Raw genomic sequence first — 15121 nt, 5'->3', positions numbered from 1 at the left:
GCCGGCGCTTCTCGTTGCGGCTAGCCTGGCCGGCTGTAGCGATCAGAACACCGAGAAGGCGCCGCCGGCCGCCGAGACGAAACCTGCAAAAGCGGCCGTCGCGGTTCCGATCGGCAGCGGATTCGATTTCTATGTGCTTTCGCTCTCCTGGTCGCCGACCTGGTGCGGCGACAACGATCCCAACGGCAAATCCAGCCAATGCGAAATCGGCAGCAACCGCGGCCTGATTGTGCACGGCCTATGGCCTCAGAACGAAAAGGGGTATCCGGATTTCTGCCCGACGCGGCAATCGGACCGCGTGCCCTCGTCGCTTGGCAAGCAGTATCTCGATCTCATTCCGTCGATGGGCCTGATCGGCCATCAGTGGCGCAAGCACGGCACCTGTTCCGGGCTCAGTCAGGTGGACTACTTCGCCGTCACGCGCGCGGCCTGGAATAGTCTCTCCCTGCCACCAGAGCTCTCGCCTCCCCGACGACAAACGAACATGTCCGTCAACGCGATCGAAAGCGCGCTCGTCGCCAAAAACCCTGGCATGACAAAAGACGCGGTCGCGGTTACGTGCGAAGGCAACATGCTCGAAGAAATCCGGATCTGCTTCGACAAGTCGCTGAATTTCCGATCCTGCCCGGCGGTCGATCGCCAGGCATGCAGGAAAGACAGCATTTCACTGCCTCCGGCTCCATAGGTATTTGTTCTTAGTCAATTCCGGACGCAATTCCGCTTCGCACTCTTGTCGGAATTGCTCTGGACCAGAAGAAAGACGCTCGATGAAGATACTGTACTCTCCTGCCTCGCCCTATTCGAACAAGGTTCGGATGGCGGCGCATTATGCCGGGTTCTCGGCCGATAGCGTGCTGACCGACACCGGAGCCAATCCACCCGAACTGATCGGCAACAATCCACTCGGCAAGATACCGACACTCATCCTTAACGATGGGCGTTCGGTCTATGACAGCCGCGCGATCATGCACTTCATCGATCGGGAAACGAAGGGCAAGCTTTACCCGAAGAACGCGGGCAAGCGGACCGATGTCGAGATCCTCGAAGCCCTGTGCGACGGCGTCTGCGACAGCCTGCTCGCGATCGTCTACGAGAAACGTTCACACCCGCCGGAAAAGGTGCATCAGCCCTGGATCGACCGGCAATGGGAAAAGGTCGAACGCAGCCTCGACCACCTGAACGCCAACCTGCCGAAGACCGGAGCCAAGCTCCATGGCGGCCATTTCGCCCTTGCGGCGATGCTGCGATACATCGAGTTGCGCTTTGCCGGCGAATGGCAGAAGGGTCACGCCAAGCTCAAGAACTGGCCGGCAAAGTTCGAAAAGCACTTCCCCGACTATTCCAAGTTCAAGGCTTAAAATAGCGGGCACAAAAAAGGCCGGGTCACCCCGGCCTTTCCTTTTGATCCGGCAGAAGCCGATCAGAACTTCACGCCCATACCGACGCGAACGCTGTGCTCGTCGTAACCGGAGGAGACGTTGGTGCCGCCCATCCGGAAGTCCTTCGAGCCGTAGTCCGTGTAACGGTACTCGACGCGTGCGGTGATGTTGTCGGTGACGAAGGTTTCCGCGCCGGCACCTGCGGTCCAGCCGACCATGGTGTTCTTGTCGGAAGCGCCACCAACGGTGCCCTTGGCCTGGCCGACAGCGAGACCGGCGGTGCCGTAAAGCAGAACCGGGTTCAGATCGACGCCGACGCGAGCGCGCAGCGAGCCGTTGACGCCCTGCTTCATGCGCAGGTTGCCCTTGCTCGAATCCTGACCGGAGTAGCCGACATCGGCTTCGCCGCCGTATACGATCTGGCCGCTCTGCATGTTGTAGCCGCCGTAGAGACCGCCGCCGAAGCCGGCTGCGGTGTTGCTGCCGGTCGCGTCAAACTGACCATGGTGCCAATCGGCGGTACCACCGACATAGGCGCCCGACCAGTTCTTCTGCGCCGGCTCGGTGTATTCGGCCTGCGGAGCAGCCGGAACTTCGTCGATGGCATCAGCAGCCTGGGCGGCCTGGAAGGCGATGAGGGTCATAGCCGAAGCCATGAGGGTGGTGGTGAGCGTACGCATAAATATTCTCCTTTTCGTACCGATGCCCCTTGGGCTTGGGGTCCCACAGTGAAACATCGGACAACTTTCAATTAACCCGCCCGGTTGAGCTGAAATTGGCCAGCAAATGAGGATTCACAAGAGCCAAAATGTGAAATTTTGGTGGCACAAACGCGCCCGAAATTTGATGTTGCTTTGAGGCCACAGGGGATTTGTTAACCATGATTCAAGATTAACCGAAGATATACTATACACATACAAAATAATACAATTTACGCCAATTCCATTAATTTTTCGGCAAGGAACTGTCAGGGAGTGTTTCAGGCTCACGTTTCTTGCCTATATCTTGGTCGGCTGACGCGAAGATTCGAAAAAGCGGGATGAAACGTTGAAGAAAGCACTGAAGGCCGCCCTCGTGACCGGGGGCGCCAAGCGGATCGGCAAGGCTATAGTTGAGGACCTCGCGGCCCATGGCTTTTCGGTCGCCATTCATGCCGACGCCTCATTTGACGAAGCGGAAGCTCTCGTCGAAGCACTCTTGAAAGGTGGAACGAAGGCCGTCGCGCTTCGCGCCGACCTCACCGATACGGCGGAGACTTCGACGCTCATCGCACGCGCCGCAGAGGCGCTTGGCCCGCTGAATCTGCTCGTCAACAATGCCTCGGTCTTCAAGAAGGACAGCCTCGACGCTTTCGACGAATCAATCTGGAATCAGCACTTCGCCCTGCATGTGAAGGCCCCTTCCCTGTTGGCGCGCGATTTCGCTGAACTGCTTCCGGCGAACGCCAATGGACTCATTGTCAACGTGATCGACCAGCGCGTCTGGGCTCCCAATCCGCGCTTTTATTCCTATATGTTGTCGAAGTCGGCGCTTTGGACCGCTACCCGGACGATGGCGCAGGCGCTCGCCCCGCGCATCCGCGTCAACGGAATCGGCCCCGGGCCGACATTGCCAAACGAGCGGCAGGACCCGAAGGATTTTGAGGCGCAGGTCGAAGCCCTGATTCTCAGACGCGGGCCGACGCTCGACGAATTCGGACGGACGATCCGCTTCCTGTTCGACACGCCGTCGATTACCGGACAGATGATCGCGCTCGACGGGGGCCAGCACCTCGCCTGGGAAACGCCCGACATCAGGGAGATAGTGGAATGAACGGACGCGTGCCGACAGACGGCGGCATCCTCTATGACGGCAGCGAAGCGGAAGACGACGACGATCTGATCGAGGTCGCAGAAAGCACGAGTGCCACGCCACCCGTCGAGTGGAACGAGAATCGCGCCGAAATGGAAGGCTTGAAGGGCGCGGAGCTGATCCAGGCCTTCGTCAAGCGCCTGCCAAACGGGCCTGGCGTCTACCGCATGTTCAACGAGACCGGCGACGTTCTCTATGTCGGCAAGGCGCGCAGCCTGAAGAAGCGCGTCAGCAACTATGCCCAGGGGCGCGGCCATTCAAACCGCATCGCGCGCATGGTGCGCGAGACCGCCAATATGGAGTTCGTGACGACGCGCACCGAGATCGAGGCGCTGCTGCTCGAAGCGAACCTGATCAAGCGCCTCAGGCCGCGATTCAACGTGCTTTTGCGCGACGACAAGTCGTTTCCCTATATCCTGGTGACCGGCGATAGCCGTGCGCCGGCGCTCTACAAGCATCGCGGCGCACGCAGCCGCAAGGGCGACTTTTTCGGTCCCTTCGCGTCCGCCGGCGCGGTCGGCCGCACGATCAATTCGCTGCAGCGCGCCTTTTTGCTTCGGACCTGCACCGACAGCGTCTTCGAGACGCGCACGCGGCCCTGTCTGCTCTACCAGATCAAGCGCTGTTCGGCGCCCTGCACGGGCGAAATCAGCGATCAGGGCTATGCGGAACTGGTGCAGGAGGCCAAGGACTTCCTCTCGGGCAAGAGCCAGGCGGTGAAAGCGACGATCGCTGCCGCCATGGGCGAGGCAGCCGAGAACCTCGACTTCGAAAGGGCAGCGCTTTACCGCGACCGCCTCGCCGCACTCAGCCACGTCCAGAGCCACCAGGGCATCAACCCCTCTGGCGTCGAGGAAGCCGACGTCTTTGCGATCCACCACGAGGGTGGCATCTCCTGCATCCAGGTGTTCTTCTTCCGCACCGGGCAGAACTGGGGCAACCGCGCCTATTTCCCGAAGGCCGACCCGTCGCTGCCGACGGCCGAGGTGCTCTCGCAATTCCTCGCCCAGTTCTACGACGACAAGCCCTGTCCCCGGCAGATCCTGCTTTGCGAAGCGGTGGAAGAGCAGGAACTGCTCGGCCAGGCGCTCAGCGAAAAATCCGGATACAAGGTCGCGATCCAGGTGCCGCAGCGCGGCGAAAAGAAGGATCTCGTCGATCACGCGCTCGCCAATGCGCGCGAGGCGCACGGCCGCAAGCTGGCAGAAACGGCCTCGCAGTCGCGCCTGCTCGAAGGCTTCTCGGAAACCTTCAAGTTGGAGCGCACGCCGCGCCGCATCGAGATCTACGACAACTCGCACATCATGGGCACCAATGCCGTCGGCGGCATGGTGGTGGCGGGGCCGGAAGGCTTCGTCAAAGGCCAGTACCGCAAGTTCAACATCAAATCGACCGACATCACCCCGGGCGACGACTTCGGCATGATGCGCGAGGTGATGACGCGGCGGTTTTCGCGGCTGCTGAAGGAAGAGGGCAAACCGGACCGGAGCGTGGAGTCTGAAGACGGCGCTTTCCCCGCCTGGCCCGATGTCATCCTCATCGACGGCGGCCAGGGCCAGATGACCGCAGTGCGGGCCATCCTCAAGGAGCTCGACGTCGAGGACTGCGTCACCGCGATCGGCGTCGCCAAGGGTGTCGACCGCGACGCCGGACGCGAGCGCTTCTTCGCGCTTGGCCGCGACAGCTTCACGCTGCCGCCGCGCGATCCGGTGCTCTATTTCATTCAGCGGCTGCGCGACGAGGCGCACCGCTTTGCGATCGGTTCGCACCGTGCGCGCCGCAAGAAGGAGATGGTCAAGAACCCGCTCGACGAAATCGCCGGCATCGGGCCGACGCGCAAGCGCGCGCTGCTGACGCATTTCGGCACCGCGAAGGCCGTCTCACGCGCGGGCATCAACGACCTGATGGCCGTCGCCGGGATTTCCGAGACGGTGGCCCGGCTGGTCTACGAACATTTCCACGACGATGGTGCCAAATGACAACCGGGTGTCACAATTCACCGGGCGTTCACATGGAATCAGGCAAATATGACAATTGCCGCGTGATGACCTGTTGACCTCCGGTCAGCAAAGTCATTCTGTACCTGACGAACCAGAGAACACGAATCCATGCCCACGCCCGTCGCCTACAGCATCCCGAACCTGCTCACCTATTTCCGAATCCTGATCGTGCCGCTGATCGTCCTTTGCTTCTTCATCGAAGGGCGGCTGCACAGTTCGGATTTCGCGCGCTGGACGGCGGTCACGCTCTTCGCGATTGCGTCGATCACCGACTTCTTCGATGGCTATCTCGCCCGCATCTGGAAGCAGACGTCGAACATCGGCAAGATGCTGGATCCGATCGCCGACAAGTTGCTTGTCGCCTCTATCCTGCTGCTGGTCGCCGCTGACGGCACGATCGCCGGCTGGTCGATCTGGGCTGCGATCATCATCCTCTGCCGCGAAATCCTTGTGTCCGGCCTGCGCGAATATCTGGCGGCACTGAAGGTCAGCGTGCCCGTGACACGCATCGCCAAGTGGAAGACGACGATCCAGATGGTCGCCATCGCCTTCCTGCTCGCCGGTCCTGCTGGCGACAAGATTTTGCCCTATACGACGGAAGCGGGTATCGTGCTCCTGTGGATCGCCGCCGCCATCACGCTCTACACGGGCTACGACTATTTCCGCGCCGGCCTCAAGCACGTGGTCAACGAATGAGCACCGTCAATCTCGTCTATTTCTCCTGGGTGCGCGAGCGCATCGGCAAGGGCGAAGAGACCCTGGACGTTCCCGCCAGCGTCGTCACCATTGCCGACCTGCTCCAGCATCTGAAGACGCTGGGCGACGAATACGAAGCGGCGCTCGAACATGAAAACGTCATCCGCGCGGCCATCAACCAGGAACATGTCGACTACAGGGAGCCGATCGCCGGCGCCCGCGAGATCGCCCTGTTTCCGCCGATGACAGGCGGCTGACCCCATGAACGCGCCGGTGAACGTGCGCGTTCAGCGCGAGGACTTCGACCTCAATATAGAGGTCGCGAGGCTCTCTGCCGGACGGGCCGACGTCGGCGCGGTCGTCACTTTTTCCGGGCTTTGCAGAGATGAGGCGGGCACGCTCGCTGCCCTCGAGCTCGAGCACTACCCCGGCATGGCCGAAGCGGAGATCGAGCGCATCTGCCACGAGGCGGTCGAGCGCTTCTCGCTGCAGGCCGCCACCGCCATCCACCGCTACGGCAAGATCATGCCCGGCGACAATATCGTGCTGGTCGTCGCCGCGTCGCGGCACCGGCAGGCCGCCTTCGACGGCGCCAACTTCATCATGGATTTCCTGAAGACCTCAGCGCCTTTCTGGAAAAAGGAACACCTCGGCGACGGGACCACCGGCGGCTGGGTCAGCGCCAAGGATGCCGACGACACGGCGCGGGACCGCTGGTCGACGAAATAGTGCTACATGCGGGGACTTCCCCTCCCGTTTGACTAGGGAATGACTTTCTCCTGGCGCGTCACGACCAGCACGATCACCAGGAAACCGAAGATCACGAAATCGCGCCAGAGGATGGGGCCATAGGCACTCCAGAGCGTTTCGAGGAAACCGACCCCGGCGGCGCCAAGGGCTGCAAAAAGCGGCGAAGCCTGGCCGCCGATTGCGGCGATGAACAGCACCTTGACGCCGAAGGTGAGCCCTGTGCCGAAATCCATGTTGCCGTAGTAGGAGGCAGCGAGAATGCCGCAGACGGCGGCGATCAAAGATGCCGCGCCATAGGCGGCGATGTAAACGGTCGCGGCATCGACACCGCAGAGCGCTGCAGCCCCCCTGTCCTCCGATACGGCGCGCCAGAACCGCCCTGCCCGGGAATGCGTAAGATACCAGTGCCCGGCTGCCACGAGCGCGGCCATGAGCACGGTGTTGCCGAGCTGGATGACCGTCAAGGTCACCGGAAAGCGAGGATCGTCCCAGAAGACGATATTCCCGTTCAGGAACGGCGGCAGCCACAGGCTGCGTGTCTCAGAGGCGAGCCGCGCCGTTTCCATCAGCAGCAGCAGGCAGCCGAGCGAAGCGACGACGACGGTGTTGGCTGACGAAAAGGCGAGCGGTCGCATGACATAGCGCCCGGCGACGAGCCCGGCGCCAACGCTGAAGCTCAGCGCCGCGGCCGCGCCGAGGCCAAGGGCCGCCGGCAACACCAGCCACAGCCGGTTCCAGCCGAAATCAGCAAACAGCACGAACATCTGGCCCGAGAAGGCAAAGAGCGCGCCATAGGTGAGATCCGCCCGGCGCGTCACCGCGAAGGCGATGGCATAGCCAAAGGCGAGCGCCGCATAGAGGGCAGCGATAGGGACGGCATTGGCGAGCTGCTGCAGAAAATAGAGCATGGCGCATCCGGAGCGTGACAAGATCAATATAACTGGTAAAATCATTTTTGCCAGTTAGGATTTTCGCATGACCTTCACCTGGACAGCCCATCGATTTGCCGGCGGCGCGCTGGCGCTGGATGTGGCCAATTCCATCATCCTGCGCTTCGATCCGGCGCGCCGGACCGACCGCTTCGCCGACATTGCGGCGATCGATTCCTTTGCTGAAGCGGCCAACCGTTTCGGGGCGGAGAGCGCTCGTTTCGGCCCGCTGGCGCCGGTCGCAGCGGAGAACCGCGGCCGGCTGCTGCAGCTGCGCGAAGCGACCGACCGGCACTTTCGCGCCGAGGTCTCGGCGGCGGGTCGCCCAGAGTTTCTGGCGGACCTCCTCGAAGCCATCGCTGCGGTTCTGCGCGGATCCCTGCCTCACGGCGGCGCACTTTCGCTCGACACCGCAACCGCGCAATCCGCCCTCAGCCTTGCCGCCAGCACCGAGCCCGACCGGCTGAAGATCTGTCCGAACTGCGGATGGCTGTTTCTCGACCGCAGCCGCAACCGCAGCCGGACCTGGTGCGACATGGCCGTCTGCGGCAATCGCACCAAGGCCAAACGCCACTACCATCGCAACAGGGAGGAAACCGGCTTATGACGAGGATGATCGCTACGCTTGCGGCGGCCGCCATCACACTGCTCGCCGCCGGGTGCCAGCGTGAGACCGGTCCGGATCCGCTGAAGCTGACGGGCAAGATGTTCATCTTCAACTACCGCCTCGCCTATGCGGTCTACACGATCACGCTTCAGAAAACGGAGCCGGTGCCCGAAGGAAGCGTCGTCATCGCAACCTTCGAGAACCCGGTGGGCGGCGCGTCGCTCACGGTGACGCGCAAGCTCTTTCCAAAACTCGACAGAGTGGTGCTGGAAAGCCCCGATCTGACGTGCGTCAAAAAGGATAGGCCCTATGCGGTGACGATCGAGGTGAAAGGGCCTGCCGGCGAAACGCTGCAAAAGCTGGAAACGACGGTCACCTCTGACGTCGACCAGGATATCCTGCCGGCCAAGCCGCTGGTCGAAGGCCCCGCTTACGACAAGAACCCCGAGGTCTTCAGGGACGGCAAGGCGCCCGAACGTTTCGAGACGGCGACTTGCCCGATATGAAAAAGCCGGAGCGTTTCCGCTCCGGCTCAAATCCTGAAACAATTCAAGCCTTTGCGGCTCGAACCGAAGATTTTGAATCAGCCGACGATCTCGGTGCCCGAGAACCAGTAGGCGATTTCTTCAGCAGCGGTTTCCGGAGCATCCGAACCGTGAACCGAGTTTTCGCCGATCGACAGGGCGTGAACCTTGCGGATGGTGCCTTCGTCGGCGTTTGCCGGGTTGGTGGCGCCCATGACTTCGCGGTTCTTGGCGATTGCGTTTTCGCCTTCGAGAACCTGAACGATCGTCGGGCCGGAGGACATGAACTCGACCAGTTCGCCGAAGAACGGACGCTCCTTGTGAACGGCGTAGAAGCCTTCGGCTTCGCGGCGGCTCATCCAGACGCGCTTGGAAGCGACGACGCGCAGGCCGGCATCTTCGAGCATCTTGGTGATGGCACCGGTCAGGTTGCGCTTGGTGGCATCCGGCTTGATCATCGAGAAGGTACGTTCAATAGCCATTGGCTCAAATCCCTTGTTTCTTGAGAAGTGGCGGTTCATTAGCCGCCAATCCCGCGCAAAACAAGGGGGTTCACCGATGATTCGGCTCGGGCCAAGCGGGTTTCACGCAGCCGTCACACTACGTCCGAGCCCACCGTGCAGATCGAGGCACCGCTCGAACCAATCGGTGACGGGATCGCCTGGCCGAAGCAGGCGCTGCGGCGAAACGATGCGCGCCCACTGAAACGCGCCGAAGACGATGTAGTCGGCGAAAAGCGGCGACGCGCCGCCCAGGAAACCCTGAAACTTCAACATATGGCGCAAAGGCTCAAGTTTCTCTGCGAGGGTTTCGAGCACGGCGCCACCGCTTTCGGCTACCGCTTCAAGCGACGTGCCAAAACGCTTCTCCCGGCTCTGCCGGAAGTAGGCCTGATCGATCGGATCGAGGCGATCGTGAATATCCCTGATGATGATGCGGGTGATGGCGGGATGCAGCGTCGTCTGCGACCAGCCCTCGACGAAGCGGGAGATCGCCATCGCCCCCTCACCGGCGAAGAGCGGCGGGCGATCCGGATAGGTTTGTTCGAGATAAAGCGCGATCTCGAAGCTGTCCTTCACCAGACGTTCTCCGTCCCGCAGCAGCGGCACCAGGCTCGTCGCCCCATCCTCGACCGCGGGGATCTCGGTGAAGGCGATCGGCACGACGTCGAAATCGAGCCCCTTGTGCGCGAGCGACATCTTCGTCTTCCACACATGCGGCGAGAACGGACGCGTCCTGTCGGCCCCGCAAAGCGAATAGAGTTTTCTCGTCATGCGAACTCCCGGTCGGTTGGCGTCCCGTTGAACGACAAATCGGCCACGTCATCAAATCAGTAAATTTCATGAGTGATATCAGCCACAGAAATGCGGTTTCGAGTTAGCGTCGCCGCCCCTTCAAAGGAGATACCCTATGCTCGATCACTTTCGGATGTTCGCCGACTATAACCGCTGGGCGAACCGCCTGATCTATGCCGCTGCGGCAGAACTGACCGATGCCGAATTGCGGGAAAGCCGCGGCGCCTTCTTCGGCTCGCTGCTTTCGACCCTCAACCATATCCTCGTTGCCGATCGGGTCTGGATGAAGCGCTTTACGCACGAGGGCGACACCCCGGCCTCGCTCGACACGATCCTCCACGACGACCTCTCGGCGCTCGCCGCCGCGCGAACTGCTGAGGACGAACGCATCATTGCCTGGATCGACGGCCTGAGTGATGCACGCCTCAGCGCCGACCTCACCTATACACCGCTCACCAACCCCACGGTCATCACGCAGAAGCTGGCGCCGACGCTCGGGCATTTCTTCAACCATCAGACCCATCATCGCGGCCAGGCGCATGCAACGCTGACCGCACTCGGCCGCCCATCCATAACGCTGGATCTCGCGTATTTCCTGAGAACCGAAGGGTCAAAGTGGGCGTAGCGGAGACCGGAGCGCCCCCAACCCAAGCGACCGCAGTGGCCGGAGCTCACGCTCCCGCCACTCCGCAAGCTTCTTGAGCACCTGACGCTGGCCGAGCCAGGCGACCAGGCCGAGAACCACACCGCCGACGATCGACAGGACCGAAAACGCCACGGTTGGCAATGCCGGTTGCAGCGGCGCCAACAGAAGTTCGGGAACGAAGCGGTGCAAGATGTAGATGTGGAAGCCCGCCGCCGACAAAGGCAGGATGAGCTGTGCCGCAGAGCGCGGCACGCTGATGCGCGGGAGATAAAGCAGCGCCGCGAGGACGGCGATTTGCAGGAGGTACTTGACCTTCGTCCCGATCCAGACCCCCTCGTATAGACCGAAGAACAGGAACGCCCCTGTGCCGGCCATCATCAGCAGCAGCCGTTGTTTGCCCGTTTCGGCGACAGCGGCGCACCAGCCGATGACCGCGAGATAGAAGATCCACGGCAGGGTAAAAATCTGGCGATTGCCGATCGGCCACAGGAGCGGCAGCGCCAGCCTGGCGGCGAGCGCCGCCAGGAGCAGGCTCATACCGGCGGCGAAAGGCCTTGCCGACACGAACCGCCGGAACTGTGGGATGGCGAAGAGCCCGACGAAGACGAGCATCATCTGGCAATAGGCTTCGATGAACCAGTAGAGATACGGCACCATGCCGTGCGTCTCCGGCAGGGCCACACCGAAATTGCCGACGAGGAAGACCGAGGCCCAGGGCACCTCGCCCCAGGCGACCGCATAGGCGGCGACGATCAGATAGTATGGTACGAGCACCTGGGCGAGCGGGCGCAGGATGGCCAGGCCGTCTCCCGCCAGAAGTGGGCCCATCTGGAAGCGGGCGAGGCTGAAGCCCGCGAGAACGACCATGGCTGCCGATCCGCCGGGGATGGGCCAAAGCAGTTCGTGGTGCAGCACGACCAGCAGGATGGCCAGTGCGCGGATCACCAGATCCATCCCGATCCGCCGCGTGGCGGTCTCGCGGCGCTCCTCGGCCGATAACTCGGCGATAGACAAGGTCTCCCAGGTGTCGGGAATCTGTCCCAGCGCCTTTTCCAGACCGATCGAGAGCTGAACGAAGCGCAGGGAATCGCCGCCCAGCGACACAAAACTGTCGGAGCGCTTCACCCTTTTCGGATAGAAGACCTGCGCAAAAAGCTCTTCGATGCCGCCGTTCTCGTCGTCAACGCTCGCCGCCGCCTGGCGGGCCGCCATGTTGAGCGCGTTGTAGTCGACCTTGCCGCTGGCAAGCCGCGGCATTTCGGAAAGAGGGGTGGCCTTGAGATGCGAAAGCGTCAGTCCGCTCGCTTGCGCGAGGAACCGTCTGATCTCTTCCGCACCGCGGCTGCCGGCATAAAAGGCGTGAAGGCCGGTATCGTCACCGACGACTGAAGCAGTGATACCGCGCCTTTCAAGCGCCGCTTCCAACACATCGTGAGCGATCCTGAGGCCGGCGATCTTGGAAATCCGCTTCATGCGGCCGACGATCTGGAACAGGCCGTCGGCATGGCGCATCGCGAGGTCGCCGGTGCGCAGTTCGGTGAGTTCGGCGCCGCGGCAGAGACCGTCACGCGATGTGGCATAGCCCATCATGACGTTCGGGCCGTGATAGACGAGTTCGCCGGCCACACCGTCGTTTTCAATCGGCGCTCCGCTCTCGTTTTCGATCAGAAGGCGCCCACCGGGGATCGCGACGCCGATCCTGTCCTCGTTGCCAGCAAGCAGGGCGGGCGGCACATAGGCAATCCGCGCGGTGGCCTCGGTCTGGCCGTACATGGCGAAAAAGGCCGCGCCTTGGGCTTTGAGGTGGTCGTTGTACAGACGGATGACGTCCGGGCCCAGGCGGCCGCCGGCGACGGTCATGAAGCGCAAGCGCGGGAACCGGCGATCGCGGAAGCCCACCTTCTCCAGCAACTCGTAGGAATAGGGAACGCCCGCAAGGTTCGTGCTGCCGCTTTCGGCCAGGCCATCGAGAAAACCGGCATCGAGGATCGATCCACCGGGAATATAGAGGCTGGCGCCGACTGTCAGATGAGAATTCAGCACCGACAGGCCGTAGGAATAATGGAGCGGCAGAATGAGGCAACCGCGGTCATCCGCCGTCAGGCCGAGATAGTCGGCAATGGACGCGGCGTTTGCGAAGATGTTTTCCCGGGACAAGCGGACGGCCTTGCCGCAACCGGTGCTGCCCGATGTCGAGAGCATCACCGCCAGCTCGGAATGCGGCGCACTGTCATTTTGCCGCAGCGGCTGTTCCGTGCGCCAGCGGCCCTCGATCCGGCGAAAGGCATAATCGGGATCGAAGGCATCGACCCAGGATCCGGCAGCCCCGTTCTTCGGGGCTTGCATCGCCACGGCATGTCCAGCTGTCAGCGCTGCCAGATAAGCGACGATCGCATGTTCGGAAAGCTCGGCCTCGATCGCCACCAGCCCACGCGGGCCGCGGAAGGAGAGCGCCTGGCGGGCGACCCGCTCGCCGAGTTCCCGATAAGTGACGACCCGCTGCCCGGAAAAGACCAGCGCCGGCCGGTCGCCCCATTTCGCCAGATCCGCAATGAACGAGAGGGACATCCTTGACCGTCGCTGTTTGCCTCGGGCCCCCATGCCCGATTTAGCAGCGCCGAATATAATTGGTGACTAAAGGCGTCAAGTATAAAGATTGCCCGGACTGACGACTGTCAGTTGGCATGCGATTCTCGGTTGTGCCGAGCCCTGGCAGATGGAATTCAGCAACCATACCGGGCGGGAATAGGCAACTGCCTGAAATCTTCAGACTCCCTTAAATGCAGCCTCCCATATTGCTGTTCGATCCGGACATCACCATCCGACACGCATTGGGGAACACGACAGAATGACCAGGCAAGTTCCAGCGGACGCCAGCCGATCGCAGGCGAGGCAGGCGGCGATCATTCTGAAAGTGGCGCACGCAATGTCCGCGCACGGGGTCGCTGCCCTGCCCCGCAACTACGAGCTTTTCTACGAGGCGTTGTCCGGTCGTCTGCCCCAGCTTTCCCGGGAGCTTGCCGCGCTCGGGCACAACTCGCAACAGGACTCGCTGGACGCCTTGGGCCTCAAGCATCACCTCGTCTCCCACGCAGCCCTCGCCGCGGACCGGGCGAGAGCCGCAGCCCAGGAAGCCCTCGCCGAAATGGCCAGCACGCTCAAGCTTGCGCTGGCGCAGAAGCAATCATTCAAGACCGAACTCGATCATTTCGCCAGTCGGCTGGCAGCTGACCCCGTCGCCGGCCTGTCGGAGTTCGCGGACGACGCCGCGCGGCTGCGCGAAGCGGCAGGCCGTTTGATGAACGAAGAGAATGCCCTGCAGCATGTCCTGGAAACCAGTGCGCAGCGCATGGCCGAGCTCGAGGGGGATCTCGCCGAAAGCCGCCGGTCGCTGACCCGCGACCCCGCTACCGGCTTGCCGAACCGTCTGGCGCTGACAGCGAAGCTCGACTCCATTCTCGAAACGGAGCGAACCGACCAGCCGGTTGCCCTGCTTCTCGTCTCTGTCGAAGGACTTCGCGAGATGGCCGAGCAACACGGTGGCACGGTGGCGAGCAAGGCGCTCACCAAGCTGTCGACGCTGTTTCGCAAGTCGATCAAGAAGAACGACTTCGTCGCCCGCGTGGGTCAGCAGGACTTCGCCTTCGTCTGCCGGGACGTCAGCGTCGAAAACGCCGAAGCCATTGTTCGGCGCCTGTGCCAATCCGTGGAGGAACTGAAGGTCACCCTTCCCGGGCGCGCGCACACCGCCGAGACGCTCTCGCTTGCGGCCGGCATCACCATAGCGCAACCGGCATCGACGAGCGCCGATCTCCTGACCCAGGCCGAGCTGGCACTGGCCGGCGCGCGCGATGGCGCCGGCATCCTCAGCTATTCGGCGGCACTCGGCCGCGACCGCGGCAGGACCTACGGTCAGAACGCCGCCTGAGTGTCGCGCGTCAGGCGGCGACCGGCTGGCGGTTTTCGTCGATCTCCGTCGCCTTCTCCCGCAGACAACCAAGCAAGCGAAAGAGTTCGGTGCGCTCGCAATCATCGAGCGCCGAGAACAATTCGTCGATCGTGCGATGCCGTGGCTGTAGCGCCGCTTCCAGTGCCAACCGGCCGCGATGGGTTATCGAAATGATCTTCGCGCGGCGATCCTCCGGGTCCGCTTCACGGATGACCATGCCGTCGCGTTCCAACCCGTCGATCGCTTCGGTGACGGTTCTCGCCGCAAAACCGAGCGCTGAAGCGATATCCGCGCAGCGACAGGGCCCCAGCGTGTTGAGATAGAACAGGAATTTGCTGCGCGCGAGCGAAACGCCTTCCTCCGACATCGATGTGTTCACCAGGCGATGAACGCACTGATAGAGATCGAAGAGCCGCTCGGCGACTTCGATTTTTTCTGTCATGGCAATGTACCTCATTTGGCAACGCCAAACGAAACAACCCGGCCCCGCGTGGC

General features: G+C 62.4%; 17 protein-coding genes. 11 read left to right on the top strand and 6 right to left on the bottom strand.

Annotation, left to right across the window (positions count from 1 at the left end):
- Window positions 1-133 precede the first annotated feature (133 nt).
- Together V7S54_RS18330 and V7S54_RS18325 are read left to right on the top strand one after the other, a co-directional pair.
- Complete coding sequence (locus V7S54_RS18330) at window positions 134-685, top strand: ribonuclease T2 family protein (protein ID WP_419178163.1); 552 nt, start codon at window positions 134-136, stop codon at window positions 683-685.
- A gap of 82 nt (window positions 686-767) precedes the next feature.
- The gene (locus V7S54_RS18325) at window positions 768-1358 is read left to right on the top strand and encodes a glutathione S-transferase (RefSeq protein WP_336408663.1); all 591 of its coding nucleotides are present in this window, start codon (window positions 768-770) and stop codon (window positions 1356-1358) included.
- A gap of 62 nt (window positions 1359-1420) precedes the next feature.
- On the opposite strand, the gene V7S54_RS18320 is transcribed toward V7S54_RS18325, so the two are convergent.
- On the bottom strand, window positions 1421-2059 hold the full coding sequence (locus V7S54_RS18320; protein WP_057252653.1) for an outer membrane protein: 639 nt from the start codon (window positions 2057-2059) through the stop codon (window positions 1421-1423).
- A 367-nt stretch (window positions 2060-2426) separates the two neighbouring features.
- On the opposite strand from V7S54_RS18320, the gene V7S54_RS18315 reads away from it, so the two are divergent.
- From V7S54_RS18315 to V7S54_RS18295, 5 genes are all read left to right on the top strand, one after another.
- Window positions 2427-3191, top strand: a complete 765-nt coding sequence (locus V7S54_RS18315; protein WP_065374511.1) for an SDR family oxidoreductase — start codon at window positions 2427-2429, stop codon at window positions 3189-3191.
- Window positions 3188-5209 carry an excinuclease ABC subunit UvrC gene (gene uvrC / locus V7S54_RS18310; RefSeq protein ID WP_065374510.1) on the top strand — a complete coding sequence of 674 codons (2022 nt, stop codon included), beginning with the start codon at window positions 3188-3190 and terminating at the stop codon, window positions 5207-5209. Before V7S54_RS18315 ends, uvrC begins: the two co-directional genes overlap by 4 nt.
- A 129-nt stretch (window positions 5210-5338) precedes the next feature.
- On the top strand, window positions 5339-5926 hold the full coding sequence (pgsA, locus tag V7S54_RS18305) for a CDP-diacylglycerol--glycerol-3-phosphate 3-phosphatidyltransferase (protein WP_057252657.1): 588 nt from the start codon (window positions 5339-5341) through the stop codon (window positions 5924-5926).
- Entirely contained in the window at window positions 5923-6183 is a 261-nt protein-coding gene (gene moaD, locus V7S54_RS18300) for a molybdopterin converting factor subunit 1 (RefSeq protein WP_065374509.1), read from the top strand. Before pgsA ends, moaD begins: the two co-directional genes overlap by 4 nt.
- 4 nt (window positions 6184-6187) lie before the next feature.
- Complete coding sequence (locus V7S54_RS18295; RefSeq protein WP_065374508.1) at window positions 6188-6655, top strand: molybdenum cofactor biosynthesis protein MoaE; 468 nt, start codon at window positions 6188-6190, stop codon at window positions 6653-6655.
- Between the two features lie 32 nt (window positions 6656-6687).
- On the opposite strand, the gene V7S54_RS18290 is transcribed toward V7S54_RS18295, so the two are convergent.
- Window positions 6688-7584, bottom strand: a complete 897-nt coding sequence (locus V7S54_RS18290) for a branched-chain amino acid ABC transporter permease (RefSeq protein WP_065374507.1) — start codon at window positions 7582-7584, stop codon at window positions 6688-6690.
- Between the two features lie 67 nt (window positions 7585-7651).
- On the opposite strand from V7S54_RS18290, the gene V7S54_RS18285 reads away from it, so the two are divergent.
- Together V7S54_RS18285 and V7S54_RS18280 are read left to right on the top strand one after the other, a co-directional pair.
- Complete coding sequence (locus tag V7S54_RS18285; RefSeq protein WP_065374506.1) at window positions 7652-8212, top strand: CGNR zinc finger domain-containing protein; 561 nt, start codon at window positions 7652-7654, stop codon at window positions 8210-8212.
- Complete coding sequence (locus V7S54_RS18280; protein WP_058329408.1) at window positions 8209-8718, top strand: hypothetical protein; 510 nt, start codon at window positions 8209-8211, stop codon at window positions 8716-8718. Before V7S54_RS18285 ends, V7S54_RS18280 begins: the two co-directional genes overlap by 4 nt.
- A 77-nt stretch (window positions 8719-8795) precedes the next feature.
- Here the strand turns inward: V7S54_RS18280 and ndk are convergent, their stop codons facing one another.
- The gene (gene ndk, locus V7S54_RS18275; protein ID WP_034803877.1) at window positions 8796-9218 is read right to left on the bottom strand and encodes a nucleoside-diphosphate kinase; all 423 of its coding nucleotides are present in this window, start codon (window positions 9216-9218) and stop codon (window positions 8796-8798) included.
- Between the two features lie 102 nt (window positions 9219-9320).
- A complete protein-coding gene (locus tag V7S54_RS18270) occupies window positions 9321-10010 on the bottom strand; it encodes a glutathione S-transferase family protein (RefSeq protein WP_065374505.1) in 690 nt (229 codons plus the stop codon).
- A gap of 136 nt (window positions 10011-10146) precedes the next feature.
- Here V7S54_RS18270 and V7S54_RS18265 point away from each other — a divergent pair, with 136 nt between their 5' ends.
- Window positions 10147-10656 carry a DinB family protein gene (locus tag V7S54_RS18265; protein ID WP_065374504.1) on the top strand — a complete coding sequence of 170 codons (510 nt, stop codon included), beginning with the start codon at window positions 10147-10149 and terminating at the stop codon, window positions 10654-10656.
- Here the strand turns inward: V7S54_RS18265 and V7S54_RS18260 are convergent.
- The gene (locus V7S54_RS18260; protein ID WP_065374503.1) at window positions 10642-13278 is read right to left on the bottom strand and encodes a non-ribosomal peptide synthetase; all 2637 of its coding nucleotides are present in this window, start codon (window positions 13276-13278) and stop codon (window positions 10642-10644) included. The two genes, V7S54_RS18265 and V7S54_RS18260, sit on opposite strands and share 15 nt — an antisense overlap.
- 247 nt (window positions 13279-13525) lie before the next feature.
- Between V7S54_RS18260 and V7S54_RS18255 the strand changes: the two genes are divergently transcribed.
- On the top strand, window positions 13526-14605 hold the full coding sequence (locus V7S54_RS18255) for a GGDEF domain-containing protein (RefSeq protein WP_065374502.1): 1080 nt from the start codon (window positions 13526-13528) through the stop codon (window positions 14603-14605).
- Between the two features lie 10 nt (window positions 14606-14615).
- Here V7S54_RS18255 and V7S54_RS18250 read toward each other — a convergent pair whose 3' ends face one another.
- Window positions 14616-15068, bottom strand: a complete 453-nt coding sequence (locus tag V7S54_RS18250; RefSeq protein ID WP_065374501.1) for a MarR family winged helix-turn-helix transcriptional regulator — start codon at window positions 15066-15068, stop codon at window positions 14616-14618.
- Between the last annotated feature and the right edge of the window lie 53 nt (window positions 15069-15121).

Origin of the sequence: Ensifer sp. CCNWLY38, assembly GCF_037120565.1 — a bacterium.
Lineage (GTDB): Bacteria > Pseudomonadota > Alphaproteobacteria > Rhizobiales > Rhizobiaceae > Ensifer > Ensifer adhaerens_H.
This window is presented reverse-complemented; position numbering and strand designations above follow the sequence as displayed.